This window comes from Ruegeria sp. BE10, from assembly GCF_056538905.1.
The window spans coordinates 269,176-288,518 of sequence record NZ_JBQFTX010000001.1 but is presented as its reverse complement, the minus strand read 5'-3'; the positions used below and the strand labels follow the sequence as shown (position 1 = coordinate 288,518).

The 19,343-nt window shown below is 57.7% G+C and carries 19 protein-coding genes; 12 read left to right on the top strand and 7 right to left on the bottom strand.

The genetic code is table 11. The features are described from left to right. Nucleotides 1-2 precede the first annotated feature (2 nt). From ACR0M2_RS01480 to ACR0M2_RS01470, 3 genes are read left to right on the top strand one after another with little or no spacing between them, the layout of a single operon-like run. Entirely contained in the window at nucleotides 3-1,085 is a 1,083-nt protein-coding gene (locus ACR0M2_RS01480; RefSeq protein ID WP_480703867.1) for a hypothetical protein, read from the top strand. Beyond that, nucleotides 1,082-3,145 (top strand): glycosyltransferase, encoded by a 2,064-nt coding sequence (locus ACR0M2_RS01475; RefSeq protein WP_480703866.1) that lies wholly within the window; start codon nucleotides 1,082-1,084, stop codon nucleotides 3,143-3,145. The genes ACR0M2_RS01480 and ACR0M2_RS01475 overlap by 4 nt, the downstream gene beginning before the upstream one ends. Beyond that, on the top strand, nucleotides 3,142-3,618 hold the full coding sequence (locus tag ACR0M2_RS01470; protein WP_226688540.1) for a hypothetical protein: 477 nt from the start codon (nucleotides 3,142-3,144) through the stop codon (nucleotides 3,616-3,618). The genes ACR0M2_RS01475 and ACR0M2_RS01470 overlap by 4 nt, the downstream gene beginning before the upstream one ends. A 40-nt stretch (nucleotides 3,619-3,658) precedes the next feature. Here ACR0M2_RS01470 and ACR0M2_RS01465 read toward each other — a convergent pair whose 3' ends face one another. Then, the gene (locus ACR0M2_RS01465; RefSeq protein ID WP_170358145.1) at nucleotides 3,659-4,366 is read right to left on the bottom strand and encodes an SDR family oxidoreductase; all 708 of its coding nucleotides are present in this window, start codon (nucleotides 4,364-4,366) and stop codon (nucleotides 3,659-3,661) included. 113 nt (nucleotides 4,367-4,479) lie between these two features. On the opposite strand from ACR0M2_RS01465, the gene gcvA reads away from it, so the two are divergent. Together gcvA and ACR0M2_RS01455 are read left to right on the top strand one after the other, a co-directional pair. Next, on the top strand, nucleotides 4,480-5,418 hold the full coding sequence (gene gcvA, locus ACR0M2_RS01460; RefSeq protein WP_226688539.1) for a transcriptional regulator GcvA: 939 nt from the start codon (nucleotides 4,480-4,482) through the stop codon (nucleotides 5,416-5,418). 66 nt (nucleotides 5,419-5,484) lie between these two features. Beyond that, a complete protein-coding gene (locus ACR0M2_RS01455; protein ID WP_170358149.1) occupies nucleotides 5,485-6,096 on the top strand; it encodes a YrbL family protein in 612 nt (203 codons plus the stop codon). 1 nt (nucleotide 6,097) lies between these two features. Here the strand turns inward: ACR0M2_RS01455 and ACR0M2_RS01450 are convergent, their stop codons facing one another. Continuing rightward, a complete protein-coding gene (locus ACR0M2_RS01450; RefSeq protein WP_226688538.1) occupies nucleotides 6,098-6,967 on the bottom strand; it encodes a LysR family transcriptional regulator in 870 nt (289 codons plus the stop codon). A 166-nt stretch (nucleotides 6,968-7,133) separates the two neighbouring features. On the opposite strand from ACR0M2_RS01450, the gene ACR0M2_RS01445 reads away from it, so the two are divergent. Both ACR0M2_RS01445 and ACR0M2_RS01440 read left to right on the top strand, forming a co-directional pair. Continuing rightward, entirely contained in the window at nucleotides 7,134-7,382 is a 249-nt protein-coding gene (locus tag ACR0M2_RS01445) for a hypothetical protein (protein ID WP_170358151.1), read from the top strand. 44 nt (nucleotides 7,383-7,426) lie between these two features. Next, complete coding sequence (locus tag ACR0M2_RS01440) at nucleotides 7,427-8,431, top strand: GlxA family transcriptional regulator (RefSeq protein WP_170375027.1); 1,005 nt, start codon at nucleotides 7,427-7,429, stop codon at nucleotides 8,429-8,431. Nucleotides 8,432-8,439: 8 nt separating this feature from the next. On the opposite strand, the gene ACR0M2_RS01435 is transcribed toward ACR0M2_RS01440, so the two are convergent. The 5 genes from ACR0M2_RS01435 to ACR0M2_RS01415 all read right to left on the bottom strand — a co-directional run bounded on the left by ACR0M2_RS01435 (nucleotide 8,440) and on the right by ACR0M2_RS01415 (nucleotide 14,427). Further along, nucleotides 8,440-9,000, bottom strand: a complete 561-nt coding sequence (locus ACR0M2_RS01435; protein ID WP_480703865.1) for a sarcosine oxidase subunit gamma — start codon at nucleotides 8,998-9,000, stop codon at nucleotides 8,440-8,442. Then, nucleotides 8,993-11,938, bottom strand: a complete 2,946-nt coding sequence (locus ACR0M2_RS01430) for a sarcosine oxidase subunit alpha family protein (RefSeq protein ID WP_480703864.1) — start codon at nucleotides 11,936-11,938, stop codon at nucleotides 8,993-8,995. The genes ACR0M2_RS01435 and ACR0M2_RS01430 overlap by 8 nt, the downstream gene beginning before the upstream one ends. Continuing rightward, nucleotides 11,935-12,222, bottom strand: coding sequence for a sarcosine oxidase subunit delta (locus ACR0M2_RS01425; protein ID WP_480703863.1), 288 nt, complete (start codon nucleotides 12,220-12,222; stop codon nucleotides 11,935-11,937). Before ACR0M2_RS01425 ends, ACR0M2_RS01430 begins: the two co-directional genes overlap by 4 nt. 12 nt (nucleotides 12,223-12,234) lie before the next feature. Further along, nucleotides 12,235-13,485, bottom strand: a complete 1,251-nt coding sequence (locus tag ACR0M2_RS01420) for a sarcosine oxidase subunit beta family protein (RefSeq protein ID WP_480703862.1) — start codon at nucleotides 13,483-13,485, stop codon at nucleotides 12,235-12,237. Nucleotides 13,486-13,569: 84 nt separating this feature from the next. Beyond that, entirely contained in the window at nucleotides 13,570-14,427 is an 858-nt protein-coding gene (locus tag ACR0M2_RS01415) for a LysR family transcriptional regulator (protein WP_480703861.1), read from the bottom strand. Nucleotides 14,428-14,534: 107 nt separating this feature from the next. Between ACR0M2_RS01415 and ACR0M2_RS01410 the strand changes: the two genes are divergently transcribed. The 5 genes from ACR0M2_RS01410 to ACR0M2_RS01390 are packed head-to-tail and all read left to right on the top strand — an operon-like array spanning nucleotide 14,535 to nucleotide 19,324. After that, nucleotides 14,535-15,134, top strand: a complete 600-nt coding sequence (locus tag ACR0M2_RS01410) for an amino acid synthesis family protein (protein WP_480703859.1) — start codon at nucleotides 14,535-14,537, stop codon at nucleotides 15,132-15,134. Beyond that, the gene (locus ACR0M2_RS01405) at nucleotides 15,106-15,885 is read left to right on the top strand and encodes an alpha/beta fold hydrolase (RefSeq protein WP_480703857.1); all 780 of its coding nucleotides are present in this window, start codon (nucleotides 15,106-15,108) and stop codon (nucleotides 15,883-15,885) included. Before ACR0M2_RS01410 ends, ACR0M2_RS01405 begins: the two co-directional genes overlap by 29 nt. Next, entirely contained in the window at nucleotides 15,882-16,790 is a 909-nt protein-coding gene (locus tag ACR0M2_RS01400; protein WP_480703856.1) for a flavin reductase family protein, read from the top strand. The genes ACR0M2_RS01405 and ACR0M2_RS01400 overlap by 4 nt, the downstream gene beginning before the upstream one ends. A gap of 12 nt (nucleotides 16,791-16,802) precedes the next feature. Next, nucleotides 16,803-17,837, top strand: a complete 1,035-nt coding sequence (locus tag ACR0M2_RS01395) for an LLM class flavin-dependent oxidoreductase (protein ID WP_480703855.1) — start codon at nucleotides 16,803-16,805, stop codon at nucleotides 17,835-17,837. Between the two features lie 8 nt (nucleotides 17,838-17,845). Continuing rightward, nucleotides 17,846-19,324, top strand: coding sequence for an aldehyde dehydrogenase (locus ACR0M2_RS01390; RefSeq protein WP_480703853.1), 1,479 nt, complete (start codon nucleotides 17,846-17,848; stop codon nucleotides 19,322-19,324). The last annotated feature ends 19 nt before the right edge of the window (nucleotides 19,325-19,343 follow it).

Below are 19,343 nucleotides of genomic sequence, written 5' to 3'. Positions count from 1 at the left end.
TTATGACGGCGCTCGAGGCCATCAATTGCTCAGTGCGTCCAAAGATCGCCTACATCATTGAACCGCGGTTTTCCGGTGGAACGTCAGCAGCGGTTGCGGCCGAACTGCGGGTGGCTGTGGACTTTGGAACGCTAGAGGTGCACGCGATAACTTCGCGAACTTTTGGCGAAAATCAATCTGTTGCGCCGGCACTTCGGCAGGTGTTGGACGAATTGCATATCCCGCTGATTTGGGATGCGCCGCGTATTAGTGCGGATTACGTGATCCTGCACAATCCATCGTTTCTAAAGTTCAACGAGGCACTGAACACCAAAGTTTTTGCCCGTGATCTGATCGTTGTGACGCATGAAAATTTCTTGCGTCCGGGCGGCGAGGAAGGGTTCGACGTTTCCGGCTGCCTGAACCAGATTGAGGCGTCATCTTTTGTGCTGAAGCGAACCCTGGCACCGATTTCACCCCATAATCGCAAGACCGTGAACGATTGGTTGGACAGCTCGCGCTTAGCAAGGCAGTGGAGGGTTCGGGACACCGACTGGTTCAACATCTGCCATACGGATGTAAGTCCTCCGTGCGAAAAGCCACAGGACCGTCGGGGCAGGCATTCACGACCGGGGTTTGAAAAGTTCCCATCGCTTTCCGACCTCGACATGTGCTTTCCCGAGCATTCTCAAAGCAATGTCATTCTGGGTGCTGATGCCATGCTGAACGCGGGTGTTCTTCGGGCCCATTGGACCTTGCTGCCTTTTGACGCCATTAGTGTGGACGAGTTTTTTGGAATGATCGATTTCTACGTCTATTTTACAGCGCCGACCTGGCAAGAAAGCTTTGGTCGCGTCGTGACCGAAGCGCTGGCCGCTGGCAAAGTGGTTCTTACCAATCCGGAAACCGGGGCAAATTTCGGCGATGGTGTCCTTACGTGTCATCCGGGCGACGTGGACCGGGTCATATCTGATCTGGTCGCTGACCCGCAGCGATATCATGAACAGGTCTCACGGTCGCAAAAGGTGCTGGAGCGTTACTCGGCAGAGAGTTTCAGGGCAATGTTGTCAAATGTCCTGACCGCAGACAGCGGGGTTATGAAATGATTTTCATTGAGGCTGGCACGCGCTCGCTGCGGACCTTTGATGCGCAATTGATCTTTGCCGATCAGCTGACCGCACGCGGTTTTAACGTGTGTATCGATGCCGAATACTTGCCGAAAGACGCAGGTCGCGGCCGGGTTTACGATGCTGCCAAGTTTTTGGTCGATCCGGGCGAGCATGAGGTCGAAAGGGTATTTGTGCTTGGCGCCGAGGAGATTGATGATCTTCTTCTTGCGTCCCTGCGGCAAAGGCAACTGGCGGCAAACGTACCAGTGGTTGCCACGGGCCGTTTCGAAACGCAGCAAAGTTATATCGGTGCAAAGGCGCGTCTGGCATATGCCCTTGGGCGTGAAGCCACGGTGTTGGACCTTTCGGATTTCCAGCCGCGCTCGATGTTACCTTCGGCGGCCTGTCCCTTGGTCGCAGACATTCGGCCAACGGCTCGTTTGGCAGTCGAAAAGCCAAATGTTGCCGTGGTCTTGGGGTCCATGGAACTTGACGCGCCCGAGACGCTCTCTTGCTTGGCCCGGATGAGCAATCGCAGTGACTATACTCTGCAACTTATCGTCAACGGGGCGCAGAACAAGGTGATCAATGAGTCGCCCTTTCATGATCTGCCGACTATTTTGTATACCGATCTTTCCGCCCGTATTTTGGCAAAAACGACAGATGTCCTGGTGATGTTTGGTCATGGTGTCGCCGGGGTTCGCATGGCCGCACTTGCAGTCGAGCTGATCGCCACTGGTGGGGTCGCGATAGATTGCACGGATGATGAGGCCATTGTGTCCTCCGGCGCCCCGGCTTTGATCGGGCCCAAAACGCCGCTTGCGCTGGACGGGTACCTCACAGGGAAGATACTTGAGAACCTTGCCGGGGTGGCTGAACAGGCGACAAAATCCCAGTGGCTGCATTCGGTGGACATTTCCCGGTTGGAAAAGGCAGCAGACCTAAAGCCCCAAAAACGCGAACCTATTCGAACGGCACAGCGAACAGTGTTTTTTCCAACCAACGGGGTTGGATTGGGACACGCTCAGCGATGCGCTATCATTGCCAAAGAATTGCCGGATGATATAGCCCCGATTTTTGCGGCCTTTCCCAGCTGCGTTCCACTTGTGCGCCGCGAAGGCATGGACAGTATCCCTCTGGTTCAGCGGACTGAAGTATCAGCCAACTTTAATGGCAACGATATCCTGACTTACCGCCGACTTGGCGCAGCTCTGCAGGAAAATGACAGGTTGGTGTTTGACGGCGGCTATGTCTTTGATTCCGTCTACCGAACGATCCTTGAGCGCAACTTGTCGGCGGTTTGGATACGGCGTGGGTTGTGGCCTGATGGGCGGTCCAGGCCAAGAATGCTCCAGCGTGAGGCCGTATTCGACAAGGTCATAGTGCCATCCGAAGCCTTTGAAGAGCTAAACGACACCTACAGTTACGGCGATCACGTTCGCAACGTTGGCCCGATCTTTCGCCGTGTGGTCCAGTCGGGTGATGAACGCCAAGGACTTAGGGGTCGGCTGGCTGAACGGTTCGGGCGTGAGTTTGATCATCTGGTTGTCAGCATGTTAGGCGGCGGCGTGGCGTCGGACCGGTCGGCGCAACTTCAGGCAATTTCCGGGATGCTTGAGGACCGGTCAGACTGTTTGCATCTTGTCGTAACCTGGCCGGGCAGCAAGGTTCAGCCGGCCACCTTCGGTTGGTCAAATACTCACGTTGTTCAGACCTTTGAGGCTACAACCCTTTGCCTGGCCGCGGATTTGGTCATTTCGGCGGCCGGATATAATTCTGTTCTCGAAATCCTTTACAATAAGATTCCGGCAATCCTGATCCCCCAATCAGCACCGTATCTGGACAATCAGGAACGACGCGCCCAGGCGTTGGCTGACCGCGACCTGTGCGCGATCATCACCGAAAAAGAGTTCATGAAACTCGAGCGAACGGTTTCAGACTGCTTGGATCAAGGTGATCTGGAGGTCTATCGGACCGCGTTGAATAAAATTGAATTGCCAGAACCGGGGGCGGCGAAAGCGGCCGAAATCATTGCAGAGGCCAAGTGCAGAAAATGACAGATATTTCATGGTACGATATCCTAAGCAGAACAACGCCTAAACGACCTGTTCAATTGGATGATCTGATCTCTGGCGATCAAGAACCCAAGCCGCACGGGAATGTTGTATTTCCTGAAGTGGGCCTGATCCCTTCCGTTGCTCTTTGGGAGCGGGATGAGGGCGGGCCAACGCATATCGGTGTTCGGATCGTGAGCCCCATGAAATCAGTGTACAATGTAGCGAGATTTCTTGCTGCAGCTGCGTTGGAGCGCGAGGTGTATCCGGTCATTCTAAGCCGCATAGATTACAGCGGATTTGAGCAGTTCGGCTTCCGCGTTGAGCGCGTACCGGATGAACCGATGGCTGCGCAGTTCGCTGAAGAAGAGATCCGAAAATTCTGGGATCTGGCGATCATTATCGACGGCGACGATGTCGGGCTTTGGGCCGGTCAAAAGGCTCAGTCCCAGAGCCCGGCGGATAACAGCAAATGACCGTACAGTGTTATGAGCCGGGGCAGGGCGGTCGCCGGTGTTACACCGACCGTGTCAGTCCACCGTCTACTCGGATGTTCTGGCCGGTGATATATGCTCCACCGTCCGACGCTAGAAAAGCTACGGTTGCTGCGATTTCGTCATACGCCTTGCCATATCGTTCCATCGGGATGCGGGCCTTCCAGTCCGGGTTTTCCGGCAGGCTGTCAATGAAGCCCGGCAGCACGTTGTTCATGCGCACATTGTCAGTCGCATGTTTGTCTGCGAACAATTTGGTGTAGGCTGCCAGACCCGCCCGCATCACACCAGACGTTGGAAACACCGGGTCGGGTTCGAACGCCGCGAAGGTCGAGATGTTGATGATTGCTCCGGACTTTTGGTCAATCATGATCGGGGCGATGATCCGCGTGGCCCTTACCGCGTTGAGGAAATAGACCTCTAGCCCTTCGTGCCAGTCGTCATCACTGATCTCGAGGACCGGGGCGCGGGGGCCGTGACCAGCTGAATTCACCAACACATCAACGCGACCCCAGCGGTCCATGGTCATGTCCACCAACCTTTGCATGTCTGCGCTGGACCTGTTGGTGCCGGTCAAGCCGATGCCGCCCAATTCAGTCGCCAAAGCTTCGCCTTTACCCGATGATGACAGGATGGCGACGTTGAACCCATCAGCTTCCAAACGACGGGCGCTTTCCGCGCCCATGCCGCTGCCGCCGCCCATAATGATTGCGACTTTGTTGTCCGTCATGTTGCACCTCATTGTGTCTACTTAGGATGAAAAATGGCGTCAGCGGCGACGTTTGACCAATCAGTAATTCTGCCTTAACCTTGTAGAAAATCTATTGTGTTGAATCCCTAACCATGCGTAATTTACCTCCCTTGAACGCATTAAAGGCGTTTGAAGCATCAGGGCGCCATCTGAACTTCAGTCGGGCCGCTGATGAGTTGGGCGTCACGCAAGGCGCTGTGGCCCAACAGGTGCGGTCGCTTGAGGAAATATTGCAAATCAAACTGTTCCACAGGCAGGCCAGAGGGCTGTCCCTGACTGATGAGGGCCGGGCCTATCTTGCACCGCTCCGTCGCGCCTTTGACTTGATGGCCGAGGCAACCGCAAACTTGTCACCGCAAGACGTTGTTGCCACGATCAGTTCAACCCCTTCTTTTGCTACACGGTGGTTGGTGCCGAGATTGGGGTATTTCGCACAGGATCATCCCGATATCCGGCTACGTCTGGATGCGTCGAACACGCTGGCGAATTTCCAGACGGACGGGGTCGATATTGCGATCCGACAGGGTAAGCCACCGTTTGGTCCGGGATTGGTCTCCGTGCCTTTGTTTTCTGCAGAGTTGATCGCTGTCTGCCATCCTGATCTCGCGTCAGGGCATAGCCCCATTCAGTCGCCTGCAGACCTGATCAACCATGTTCTGCTCGAAGACACCCATGGCCAGTGGCCCCTGTTTCTGGAGGCCGCTTTGGGAGAGGTGCCTGTATCCGGGCTAAAGACCATGGCGTTCAGCCAGACTTCGCTGGCCATCGATGCTGCAATCGCCGGGCAGGGCATCGCGCTGGCCAACCGGGAATTTGTCGCTGGGGACCTTGAGGCCGGGCGCTTGTGCCAACCCGTTTCTTTTGCAACCCCGGTGCAAGAAGGGTACCACGTCGTCACCCAACGCACGCCCAGACAGGCAAAGGTCGCCGAGGCGGTTCGGAACTGGTTGATCAAACAGGTTCAGGAAGCGTCATCGCTAGTTCAGGCTGAAACAAAGGTGAATTGTCACGGAAATCAGAACGCCCTATGAAGGGCACTGATTTTAGCACTAAGTGCCCTTGCGGCGCACGTTTCTCATGATTGGGACCTGACAGACATGATTGACCTAAGCGGCCACACCCCGCTGCGCGAAAGCCGCAACTACAAGATTTTCCAACACCCTGAAATTGAATGCGCGTTGTTGAAAGTTCGGGTGGATGAACCTATTCGACATCATGCGATTCCGCGATATGCGGCCTGGCGCTATGGCAATCTGCGGCAGTGGAATCGAGAAGCGAACGAATATCTGGCCGCGTTGAATCGCGGCTGCCCGGAAATCGAACGCCTCGCGCGGTTCATGGGGTATGCGCCGACGTCGCAAGGCCCGGCATTGGTTGTTGAAAAACTGACTGGTTCAGATGGTGGGCTTGCGCCGACCCTGCAATCCGAAAAGCGTGCGGTTGCGTCGGACAGGGAGGCGCGCCAACGGCTGCATGATGAGTTCATGGAACTGATGGACGATCTCAAAAAAGGGCAGATCATTGTCGGTGACATGGGGTTTGAAAACATCGTCCGCGCGCAGGAACGCGGCGGAAAGCTGGTCATCATCGACGGGCTAGGTGAACGGGTGATGTTCCCGCTTGTTTTGTTCAGCAAGTTGGCGTTTCACAAGTCGATTGAACGTCGCCGGGAACGTATGTCCAAAGCGTTCAATCTCGGGACGAGTTAACTCAGCCTGCGTCGGTCACAGGCATCGTGGTCTCAACCTCTTTACGGATTTCCTGAATGAGAGCTATTGCAGCCGGGTTTCGGCGCTTTAGATGCGTGCGCGCGACAAAGGCGATACGGGGCGGAACAGGGAAAAGCTTGTCGATGATTTCCATGTCCGAAGTGATGTGCATTCCGTTCAACAATGCGACACCCAAACCCGACCGCACCGCCGATTGGATGCCCGCCGCACTCGGGCACTCCAGAACGTTATCGAACTGGTGCAGCTTTTGTCCCATGCCCCATTGTTTATAAAAACACTGGCTATCGAAGGATAGAAAAGGCACAGGCGAGGATAAATCCGGGTGAAATTCCGGCGACTTGACCCAGTGCAGCGTGTCTTCAAACAGGATCAAATCGTCAGGCAGAATGTCCTTACGAAAGATCTGCATCACCGCCACATCCAGCTCTCCGGCTTTCAACCAGGACTGCACGTTTAGGCTTTGACTGGTGCGGGTGCGGACACGAATGTCAGGGTACAACCGCGTGAAACGACCCACAATTCGGGCGATGTCGCTTGTGGCGGTGTCCTCGGTCATGCCCAGGCGGATGGTTCCGGTCAGAGCTTTCTTGCCCAAAGATGACAACGCTTCGTCATGCAAATCGGTGATCCGGCGCGCATAGTCGCACAGCCGTTGACCGGCCTCGGTAAACAAAGGGCTACCGGCGCGGCGGGCCAGCAAGTTACAATCCAACGCCTGCTCTAGCCGACGAATTTTGTGGCTGACCGCAGATTGAGACAACGCCAGATGTTCCGCCGCGCGGGTCACGCCACCATGTGCAGCAATGGCCAGCAAGGCGCGTAGGGCGTCAATTTCTAGGCGTTCGTTCACTTTCCACCATATGACAAAATAAGATCACAGAATGACAATCATTCATTTGAGTCACATGATAATCTTGGTCTAGTCACAAGAAAAGACAAAACATTAAAGGCCCAAAATGACCTTTTTTATCACTGAGCCCGCTCCGATAAACCGCATGACAGGACAGGGGTGAAGCATGGAAAAACTCGAAACCTCGCGTCGCAGTCTGACTACGGTGTTTGAAATCACCGGGTCCGTGTTGGCGATGGCCTATGCCTTGCTGATCGCCTCGAATATCGGGGCTGAGCTGTTGGGGTTTACGCTTCTGCTATTGTCGTCGGGTCTGTTCACAGCCTGGGCGGTGATCGACCGTCGCTGGACATTTTTGCTGCTACAGGGGTTTTACGCAACATCAGCCATCATCGGGTTGATCCGTTGGGCTTGAAACTTCGCTTAGGGCAGCGGTGGATTTCCTGCTAGGACAGGTCCATGCGGACTGAAAACAGAATCGAGATCGGCTTTTTGCTGTTTGATGGCTTTCCCATGGCTTGCCTGACCTCGGTGATCGAGCCGCTGCGGGCGGCCAATGAAATCGCGGGGCAAGAAGCGTTCCTCTGGTCGCTGATTTCCGAGAATGGCCAAAAGGTCCAATCCAGCGCAGGTGTCGGATTCGAAGCCGAGCGATCTCTGGCAGCCTGCAAGGACATTGATATTATTTTCCTTCTCAGCAGTCCGACTTCGGTCTTCGACAACCCGAGTTTTGGCAACGGTGCCCTGCGCAGTCTAGGCCGCCACGGGACGGTTCTGGGCGGGATCAGCGCAGGTGTTTTTCCATTGGTTCGGTCGGGTGTCATGCAGGGTCATCCGGTGTCGGTTCATTGGTGTTATGAGGCCGCGTTCGAAGCGGAATTCCCTGACATGGATGCCCGCAGTGAAGTGATCGTCAGAGATGCCAGTCGAACAACCGTTTCGGGCGCGGCGGCAGGGTTTGATCTGGCATTGCATCTTATTCAGGATAGGCTGGGTGGGGACGTTGCACATGAAGTCGCCTGTTGGTTCCAGCACCCGATGATGCGCGGCGCCGGTGTGCAACAGCAGGTGCCCAGAGCAACTGCGCCCGACACGGGCGATAACCTGCCGCCTCTGGTTTCCCGCAGTGTTGCGTTGTTCGCTGCGCATATGAGCGAGCCGATTTCCGTGGCAGAGGTGGCGCAGCAGATGGGGGTGACGCCCCGACAGATCGAACGGGCTTTCAAACAGGCAACCAGTCAAAGTCCCAGCCACTATTACCGCGCCATGCGTATGAAGGCTGCCCGGCAGATGGTGGTTTATACCAAAGACCCGATACCCCAGATCGCCTCAGCCGTCGGGTACGGTTCGGTCGCGCCTCTGGTGACGCATTATCGGGCGGCTTTCGGGCTAAGCCCCAGCGAAGATCGCCGCAGAATCAACCGTTTTCGAGTTGAAGATAACGCGCCGCTCCCGTCGGTCTGACCGATGGATCAAAGTGCCGAGCGCATCGCCGTCAAAAGGGCATGATGCAGTGAACCGGCCGAGGATCGTGGACCGTAGAAACTGAAGCTCTCGGGTGTTCGGCACAGAACAAAACAACCGATATGATGGATCGAACAGCGCGCCGCGCTGCCTGGTTCAAGCTTGCGCAGATCAAGCTGGCACAGGAGTTCCAGAACCGCAGTAATATGATCTCCGTTCAGGTCGAACCGCGTCCAGCCGTCCGTTTGCTCGGTGACCGACGCGGCATCTCCCGTGGCGGTTTTGACCTGTTCGGCAAGCGCTTCGTGGGTGTCAAAGGGGGCCTCAATCATCCATTGACCGGGGCCGGCCCAGAACGCGCTGATCGTTGTACCGGCCCAGCGACCAATATCGAGGGTGGGGGCATCGATCAACGTGGCCAGAGAAGTGGCAGTATTGTCTTCCTGCCCCATCCGGGCCGCGACCGAAGCCAGCGCCACGCCGGGCACTTCGGTACATGTGACACCTCCGACGGTCTCCACGTGCGGGTCAGTCCCGCCCAGGGCGGTTATAGCAACAAGATCATGCACGTAGACGCTCTCCTTCAGGGTCGACGAAATGGGCCGAGACAAGTTCCACCTCGACGGTCAGGTCAGTCAGGGGTGAGACCAGACGCATTTTCTCGCCCAGCCGCTCGGCCCCGTTTTTCACGAGGCCCAGACCGATATTGCTGTTGAGGATCGGCGAGTAGACAGCCGAGGTGACATACCCTTGATCATGGGCAGCATCGACCGGGCCATCGGCGTTCATCAGATGACCGCCTGCGGTAACTTTATCCTCGGGTTGTACCGGCTTGATCCCGACAAGTCGCAGGACATCCGGTTCGACCAGAGCTTCGCGTTCGGACAGGATCGAGCCGATGCTGTCTTTCTTCTTTGACACCATTTTGCCCAAGCCAAGGTTCAGTGCCGTGGTGGTGCCGTTGAGTTCACTTCCTGCGGCATGGCCTTTTTCGACCCGCATCACGCCCAGCGCTTCGGTGCCGTATGGCACCACGTCAAATTCCTCACCCTCGGCCATCAGCCGCCGCATCAGCGCGTCGCCATAACGTGAGGGCACCGCGATTTCGTAGGCCAGCTCGCCTGAGAACGAGATTCGGAACAACCGCGCCCGTAGCCCACCGCAGACGGTGACGTTGCCACAGGCCATGAACGGGAAGGCGTCGTTTGAAAGATCGAACTCTGGGTCCACGATCTTTTGCAGCAGTTTGCGCGAATTGGGGCCGGCCACGGCGTACTGTGCCCAGGCTTCGGTGGTTGAAATCAACTGGACATCCATGTCCGGATACAGGCACTGGCGGGCAAATTCCATGTGGCGGTAGACACTTACGGCGTTAGCCGTGGTTGTGGTGACGACGAAGTGATCCTCGGCCATCCGCGCAGCGGTGCCGTCATCCATGACCATTCCGTCTTCGCGCAACATCAGTCCGTACCGGGTTTTTCCTACGGCCAGCTTTGCGAAGCCATTGGCGTAGATGCGGTTCAGAAACTCGGCCGCATCGGTGCCCTGAACGTCGATCTTGCCCAGTGTCGTACAATCGCACACCCCGACCGAGGCGCGGGTTTGGCGTACCTCACGATCCACGGACTGCCGCCAATGGGTTTCACCGGGCAGGGGGAACCACTGCGCACGCAGCCAGTTGCCAACCTCGACAAACACGGCGCCGCGTTCTTTGGCCCAATAGTGCGAGGGAGTCAGGCGAGTCGGGTGAAATTCCTGCCCCTTCATCCGGCCCGCGAAAGTGCCAATCGGCACGGGTGTGTAAGGCGGGCGGAAGATGGTGGTTCCGACCTCGGGGATCGACTTGCCGGCCACCTCTGCCATGATCGCAAGGCCGGTGATGTTCGAGGTCTTGCCCTGATCCGTTGCCATGCCCAGCGTGGTATAGCGTTTCAGGTGCTCGACTGATCGGAACCCTTCCTGATAGCTGAGCTTGACGTCCTTAACGGTTACGTCGTTCTGCTGATCCACCCAGGCGCGCTTGCATCCTTGCACATACCAGAATGGCGTTTGCGATACAGGAGCATCCTCAGCTTCGGGCAAGTCGGGCAGGACACCTGTCAGTTCCAGCGCGTTGGCCGCGCCTTCCGCACCGGATTGCAGGGCGCCATGTGTCGACATCACCCCGTTTGCAGCACCAGCAACCGACAGGCCGACGGGCAGGTTTTCTCCGGGCACAAAGGCGGCCAAAGCGTCATCCCAGACCGGACGTCCGCGTTGATGGCATGTCATATGCACGTTCGGGTTCCAGCCGCCGGACACGCCCAGCGCCCCGCTTTCCAGAGTACGGGTTGAGCCGTCAGCCAAGGCGACCTCGACAAAGGTCAGCCCGTGGCGGCCTTTGGTATCAATAACTTGTGCGCCTTTCAGGACCTCATAGTCATAGCAGGTAGGTGCGTCCTCGCGCACATCTACGACGGCAGTGATTGTGACGCCCTTGGAATGCAGATCGGCTGCGGTGCGATGGCCGTCATCATTGTTGGTAAAGATCGCCACACGTTGCGACGCGGTGGTAGCGAACCGGTTGGCATAGGTTCGCAATGCGCTGGCCATCATGATGCCGGGCCGGTCGTTGTTTTCGAACGCGATGGGGCGCTCCGTGGCTCCGGCACAAAGCAGTGCTTTTTGAGTGTAAATACGCCATAGAATCTGACGGGGTTTGCCCACTGGTAGGGTGGCTAAATGATCCCCAGTCCTTTCCACTGCGCCATAGACGCCATGGTCAAACGCGCCGATGACTGTGGTGCGCGGCATAAGCCTGACGTTGGGCAAAGACGATAGCTCTGCAACCGCTTGAGCCGCCCAGTCCGGGGCGCTGTGGTCACCCAGCGCATAGGTCTCGCTGTTTAGACGTCCGCCAAGGGTGAAATCCTCATCCGCCAGAATAACGTCTGCCCCGGCACGTCCTGCGGTCAGGGCAGCCATCAGGCCAGAGGGTCCAGCGCCGATGATCAGCAGATCGCAGTGACGGAACCCTTTGTCATATTCATCCGGGTCAGCCTCTTGCGACAGCGATCCCAAACCGGCGGCGCGGCGGATCATCGGTTCGTAGAGCTTTTCCCAGAACGCGGCAGGCCACATGAAGGTCTTGTAGTAAAACCCTGCCGACAGGAAGTTCGAGAACATATCGTTCACGGCCAGCGCGTCGAATTTCAGGCTGGGCCAGCGGTTCTGCGACTTCGCCTCAAGCCCGTCGAACATTTCAATTGTTGTGGCGCGGGTGTTGGGTTCCTTGCGGGCACCGGTGCGCAGTTCGACCATGCCGTTGGGTTCTTCGGACCCGGCGGTCAGCAGCCCGCGAGGGCGGTGGTATTTGAACGACCGCCCGATCAGCCGCACGTCATTGGCCAGCAAGGCCGAGGCCAGAGTATCGCCGGGATGCGCCGTATAGCTGCGCCCGTCAAATTTGAAGGACAAAGAGGTGTTGCGGTCGATCTGGCCGCCATTCAGCCGGTTTGTCTGCGTCATTTGGATCGCCCCCGTGCGCGGGCCACGTCACGGGCCAGTTCCACCTTTGAAATCTCATGCGTCAGCGTGTTGCGCGTTACGACCAGCCAGGATCGGTCTCCGGCCTCGTGATACCACAGTTCCTGATGCGCACCGGCCGGGTTGTCGCGGACATAGCCGTATTCATAGAACGCCTCAGCTGCGTTTTCAGACTGCCAGTCCGGGCGATCGATCAGTGAGGCATCACCCAGATATGTGAACTCCGAGGCATCGCGCGGACCCAAAAGGGGATGGTTGATAATCATTGTACAGTCCCCTCAGTGCAGATTGGGTTGGTTGCCCACGCCTTTTTCGTCGATCATCCGGCCCGTCTGGAACCGGTCGAGGCGGTAGGCGGTGGCGACCGGGTGCGGCTCGTCCTTCGCCAACAGATGCGCAAAGCAATGGCCCGAGGCCGGGGTTGCCTTGAACCCGCCGTAACACCAACCGCCGTTGAAATAGAGCCCCTCGACCGGCGTACGGTCGATGATGGGCGAGCCATCCATCGACATGTCCATCACACCGCCCCACATTCGCAAAAGGCGGGCGCGGCCGATCATGGGCATCAGGGCCACGCCGCCTTCACAAACATCCTCGACCACGGGCAAGTTGCCGCGTTGGGCATAGGTGTTATAGCCGTCGATATCACCGCCAAAGACCAGCCCTCCCTTATCGGATTGGCTGACATAGAAATGGCCCGCGCCAAAGGTGATGACACTGGGCAAAACTGGTTTCAGACCCTCGGACACAAACGCCTGCAAAACGTGGCTCTCGATGGGCAATCGCATCCCGGCCATTCCCATCACGCGGCCGGAACTGCCCGCAACCGAGCAGCCCACTTTGTTCGCGCCGATGAAGCCCTTAGTCGTTTCAACGCCCAGGCATTTGCCATTCTCAATCCGCAGGCCTGTGACCTCGCAATTCTGGATGATGTCGACGCCGTGCAGGTCAGCCGATCGCGCAAACCCCCATGCCACCGCGTCATGACGAGCAGTACCCGCGCGGCGCTGAACCAAGCCGCCTTTGATCGGAAAGCGGGCATCGTCGAAATTCAGATAGGGATGTTCCTTACGAACCTGATCAGCGTCCAACAGTTCAGCGTCCGCACCGTTCAGGATCATCGCATTGCCGCGCCGCGTATAAGCATCTCGCTGACCGTCGGTGTGGAACAGGTTGATGATCCCGCGCTGGCTCATCATGGCGTTGTAGTTCAGGTCCTGTTCAAGCCCTTCCCACAGCTTCATTGAGAACTCGTAGAACGGTTCATTCCCGTCCAGCATATAGTTCGAGCGCACAATCGTCGTGTTCCGCCCCACATTGCCGCCGCCGATCCAACCTTTTTCGACCACCGCCACATTGCGCTGACCATAGACCTTGGACAGGTAGTGCGCTGTTGCCAGCCCATGACCACCACCGCCGATGACGATGATGTCGTAATGCGCCTTGGGTTCGGGCTCACGCCAGACCGGTTTCCACCCTTTGTGGCCGGTGAGCGCCTCTTTGATGACTCGGAAGCCGGAATATCGCATGAATCGGACCTTTTTCGCCAGAATTCACTAAAATAAGGCCTTTGGATATCCTCAGATGCGACATCCACTTGTTTGAATCAGACGTTAAACGCGACTTACCTCAGGCAGTGCGCCGGAAAACCATTCCAGAAATGCGTCTACCTCGGGCGAGCGGCGTTGGACCGCCAGAAAATATCCTTCGGTTGCGGGGGCCGAAGCTTCGGTGGCACGTATGACCTGACCGGTGCGTAATGCATGTTCCGCGACCAAAGCGTTGACCAAAGCCACCCCGTTTCCGGTGGTGGCGAGTTGTAGAGCGAGACCGTAAGAATCCACGTAGAAGGTGGGGATTGGGATTGTGTACCCAGTTGCCTCGGACCAGGACGACCAATTGCCGGATGTGCCGACCGCCTCGATCAACGGCAGGTCCGGCAAGTCGCCGTCCAACTGGGGAGATTTCACCGCGATCAGGTCATTGGGCAACAGTTCGGTTGCGTCCCGACCCACCTGTTTTGCAGATCCGAACCGTATTTCGATGTCCGCGCGAGAGGCCGAGTATTCATCCGGCCAGATCGTGCTGACAAAACGGACGGATGTGTCCGGGTTTCGCGACCGGAATTGCGGCAACGCGGGGGATATCACCCATTCCAGCACGCTGACCGACGCCGCAACGGTAAGGTGACGCGCGCGTTCCTCGGCCAGATACGGTGACGCCGCCGCGTGCAGCATCTCCAGCGCGGCTTCGACCTGTGGCAGCAGCTTGCGACCCTCGTCGGTCAACGACAGGCCGCGCGCGTGGCGGTGAAACAACACCACACCCAACCGCGTTTCCAGCGATCTGATCTGTTGGCTGACGGCGGATTGCGTCAGGCCGATCTCATCAGCGGCTGCGGTGGAACTGAGCCGTCGTGCGGCGGCTTCGAACGATCTGAACCACGTGAGCGGGGGCAGGGTTTTGGGCATTTGTAACCTACATATTAGAGTCACTAATACCTAAGACCAAAGTTCTTTCGTTTGTCAAAGCAGCCCCTGGCCGAGGATAGTTTGCCAATCAATCACAGGGGGCGTTTGTGCAGCCAAATATTCGAAAAATCGTGACCTACGACGAAGAGGTTCTGGTTGAAGGGTTTCGCAAGGCAGACCGCCCATGGCGGATGTTCGCGGTGGCGGCTGTGGTCACCAACCCATGGGCCGGACGTTATGTCGAGGACCTGAGGCCTGAGATTCTGAGCTTTGCCCCTGTTTTAGGTGAGGAACTGACCGGACGAATGATTGCGTTGGCTGGCAGCGGCGATGCAATCGAAGCCTATGGTAAGGCCGGTGTTGTCGGGCTGGACGGAGAGGTCGAGCATGCCTCGGGCCTGATCCACACGCTGCATTTCGGTAATCATTTCCGGCAGGCGGTTGGGGCGAAATCCTACCTGTCTTTCACCAATACCCGAGGGCCAGCCAACGCACCGATCATGGTGCCGCTGATGGACAAGAACGATGCCGGTCGCCGGTCGCATTATCTGACGCTGCAATTCGCCATTCCCGACGCACCGCGCGCTGATGAGGTTGTGATTGTGCTGGGCGGCGCGACGACGGGACGTCCGCACCATCGGATTGGGGATCGTTATCAGGACTTGAAGGATTTGGGTCATGACGTGGACAACCCGGCCTCGGTCTAAGTTCGATGATCTGGCCGCGATTGACGTGGGCGAGGGGCCTCTGGTCGTGCTGTTGCACGGCGTCGGTCTGCGGGCCGAAGCATGGGGCGGGCAGATCGAGCCTTTGGTTTCTGCTGGGTATCGCGTGGTTTGCCCGGACATGCTGGGTCACGGGGAAACGGCATTTACCGCGCCAAGTGGACTGAATAGCTACGCCGCGCCGGTTGCCGCGTTGTTGAACGAGCCTGCGGTGCTGATCGGGCATTCGATGGGTGCGCTGATTGCGACGCAAATAGCGGCCTCGGACAATCGAAATGTCAAAGGGGTTGCGGCCCTGAACGCCATCTACAAGCGCTCCTTCGCGGCGCGACAAGCAGTCTTGTCGCGGGCTCATGCGCTTGATGCGCAGCAGCCGAACGACGCCTCGGTCACTCTGCGCCGGTGGTTTGCAGAGAGTGCATCAGCGGAACGCGATGCCTGCGCGCGATGGCTGCAAGAGGTCGATCCACGCGCCTATAAGGCGGCCTATACGGTCTTTGCCGAAAGCGACGGCCCGACCGAAGCGCAGTTGGCTGCGGTTACATGTCCGGCCATGTTTGTGACCGGCGCGGATGAGCCGAACTCGACCCCCGTTATGTCGCTACAGATGGCCAGCCTTGCACCAAAGGGGCGGGTAGAGATCATCCCCGGTGCAGCACACATGATGCCGATGACCCATGCGGCGCAGGTCAACGCCACGCTCTTGCCCTTTGTTCAGGAGTGCCTGACATGACTACTTTGGACCCACGCGCCCTGCGCGATGCCTTTGGCAGCTTCATGACCGGCGTGACAGTGGTGACCACCCGCGATGAAAATGGCGTGCCGGTTGGGTTCACGGCAAACTCGTTTTCCTCGGTGTCTCTAGACCCGCCGCTGCTGCTGGTGTGCCCAGGCAAGTTCCTGTCCAGCTATGAAGTGTTCACCGATTGCCGTCATTTCGCCGTCAACATTCTGGCTGAAGGTCAGCAAGAGGTTTCGAACACTTTTGCAGGGTATAAAGGCGACCGGTTCGCGAAAGTTCCCCATCATAACGGCGAGCATGACTTGCCGCTGATCGACGGAGCGGTGGCGCAATTCTGTTGCGAAACCCATCAGGCCATTCCGGCAGGCGATCATACCATCCTGATGGGCCGTGTGCTTGAATTCTCACACGTTGCAGGCGACGGATTGGGCTATGTGGGCGGATCGTATTTCAGCCTGGGTCTTGAGGCCGAAATGGACGCCAAAGTCCCAACGGTTTGCGGTGCGTTAATTACTGCTGGCGACCAAGTGCTTCTGGAACGCCATGGCGCTGCGTTTCGCCCGGTTCAAGTCTCGGGTGCTGAGACTGGTGGTCAACGGAACAGGCTGGCGCAGGGGTTGTCGGAACGCGGTATCCATGCGCGGATCGAACAGGTCTATTCGTCGTTCAATGACGCCGAGACCAAGCTGCAATATACGTTTTTCCTGGCGTCAGCAGATCAGCCCTGCGCATCTACGAATGCCCAGTGGGTACCGGTTGCGAACCTGCCCAACCTGACCTTCGCCACCCAAGGCATTCACCACATGATGACCCGCTTTGCACGCGAGGTTCAGACCGGGGATTTCGCCTTGTATCTGGGCGACGCCGAACGCGGCGACATTCACAGTTTTCGCTAAAGGAGCCGATTGATGGAGTTTTCGCTGTTTGCCCATATGGAACGCCTGACGCCGGAGCAGCCGCATGACGTTCTGTACGACGAGTTCGTTAGTCTGGTGAAAATGGCCGATGAGGGCGGGATGCGCGCGGTTTGGACGGGCGAGCATCATGGAATGGAATTTACCATTGCTCCAAATCCGTTCCTGTCTCTGGTCGATCTGGCGCATCACACAAAGAATGTGCGCCTTGGCACGGGTACGGTGGTCGCGCCATTTTGGCATCCGATCAAGCTGGCCGGTGAGGCCGCAGCGGCAGATCAGATCACCAAGGGCCGGATCGAATTGGGCATTGCACGCGGGGCCTATTCCTTTGAATACGAGCGTCTGATGCCCGAGATGGGCGCTTGGGAAGCCGGTCAAAGGATGCGAGAGTCTACGCCACTATTGCCGCAAATTTGGCGAGGGGACTGCGCGCATGATGGTGAGTTCTATACCTTCCCGGCCACGACTTCGGCCCCGAAACCGTTGCAGGATGGTGGCCCGCCTATATGGATCGCCGCTCGAGACCCGAACAGCCACGAGTTCGGCGTCCATAACGGATTTAACATTCAGGTCACGCCGCTGTGGCAGGGCATGGAGGAGATCGAAACGCTGATGGGTCGGTTCAACGATGCCTGCGACACCTATGCGGGGCCGCGTCCAAAGATCATGTTGCTGCATCACACCTATGTTGGAAAGGATGATGACGACGTGGCGCAGGGCATTCAGGATTTGCGGCGCTACTATAACTATTTCGGTGCGTGGTTCCTGAATAAACGACCAATCCAGCAGGGCTTGATCGAACCGATCACGCAGGCCGAAATGGACGCCAACCCGATGTATACCACCGAAAAGCTGGGCCGCGATCTGACCGTAGGAACCACGCAGCAGGTGATTGACCGGATCAAACGGTACGAGGACCTGGGATATGATGAGTTTTCGTTCTGGGTCGACAGCGGCATGACCAACGAACGTAAACGCGCCTCTCTGGCGCGGTTCATCGACGACGTTATGCCAGCTTTTCAGTGAGGACCACCATGGGAAATCTTCCGCATTTTCAACTGTTCATTGATGGCAAATGGTCCGAAGGGTCAAACGCACAGGTCATGACATCAGAAAACCCAGCGACGGGGCAGGGATGGGCCACGTTCGCTTGTGCCTCGGCCGCGGATGTCGATAGCGCAGTTGCGGCTGCCAAACGCGTTCTGGACGATCCGGCGTGGCGGGATATGACGCAGACTGCGCGAGGCAAGCTGTTGTACCGGCTGGCCGATCTGGTGGCCGAACATGCGACTAAGTTGGGTGAACTGGAGACGACCGATAGCGGCAAGCTGCTGGCGGAAACTTCGGCACAAACGGGTTATGTAGCGGACTACTACCGCTATTTCGCGGGTCTGGCGGATAAGGTCGAAGGAACGGTTCTGCCTATTGACAAGCCCGACATGCACGTCTTTACGACCCGCGAACCTATCGGAGTTGTTGCTGCCATCGTGCCATGGAACGCGCAGATGTTCCTGACGGCGACCAAATTGGGTCCGGCACTGGCGGCGGGGTGCTCGGTCGTTTTGAAGGCTTCAGAAATTGCGCCTGCGCCGATGCTGGAGTTTGCGCGGTTGATTGAACAGGCCGGGTTTCCACCCGGCGTCGTCTCGGTCATCACAGGTGACGCTGAAAACTGCGCCATTCCGCTGACCCGCCACCCGGATATTGACCGTATTGCCTTTACGGGTGGGCCAGAGACTGCGCGGCATGTGGTGCGCAACTCGGCCGAGAACTTTGCTGTCACCTCATTGGAACTGGGCGGCAAATCCCCGATTCTGGTGTTTGAAGATGCCGATCTGGATGGCGCGGCCAATGGTCTGATCGCCGGGAACTTTGGCGCCTCGGGGCAGAGTTGCGTAGCAGGAACACGAGGTTTGGTGCATCGATCCATTCTGGAACCGCTGATCGAACGGATTGAGCAAAAGGCCAGCGGCATCCGGCTGGGCGACCCACTGCAGGCGGAAACGCATGTGGGGCCGCTCTGCACTGCAACACAGGTGCGACGGATCGAGGAAACGCTGGCCAAAGCGCGCGGGCAGGGCGCGACGGTCCGCTTTGGGGGCGAGATCGCGGATCGACCGGGGAATTACATGAAGCCAACACTGGTTCAGTGCGCCTCGGCTGATACAGAAACGCTAAAGGTCGAAATGTTCGGGCCAGTGATGTCTCTGTTGCCGTTTGATACCGAGGATGAAGCGATCGCGCTGGCGAACAGCACACCTTATGGGCTGGGGTCAGGCGTGTTCACGCAGAATCTCGCGCGGGCGCATCGGGTGTCGAAACGGATCAGAGCAGGGATTTGCTGGGTCAATACGTATCGTGCGATCTCACCGATTGCGCCCTTTGGCGGGTTCAACCAATCGGGCTATGGGCGCGAGGCCGGGGTTGAGGCAATATTGGATTACACCAGAACCAAAACAACCTGGATCAACACCGCGCAAGAGCCGATGGCGAACCCGTTCATTATGCGCTAAGCCTGTGCAAAAGCATGGG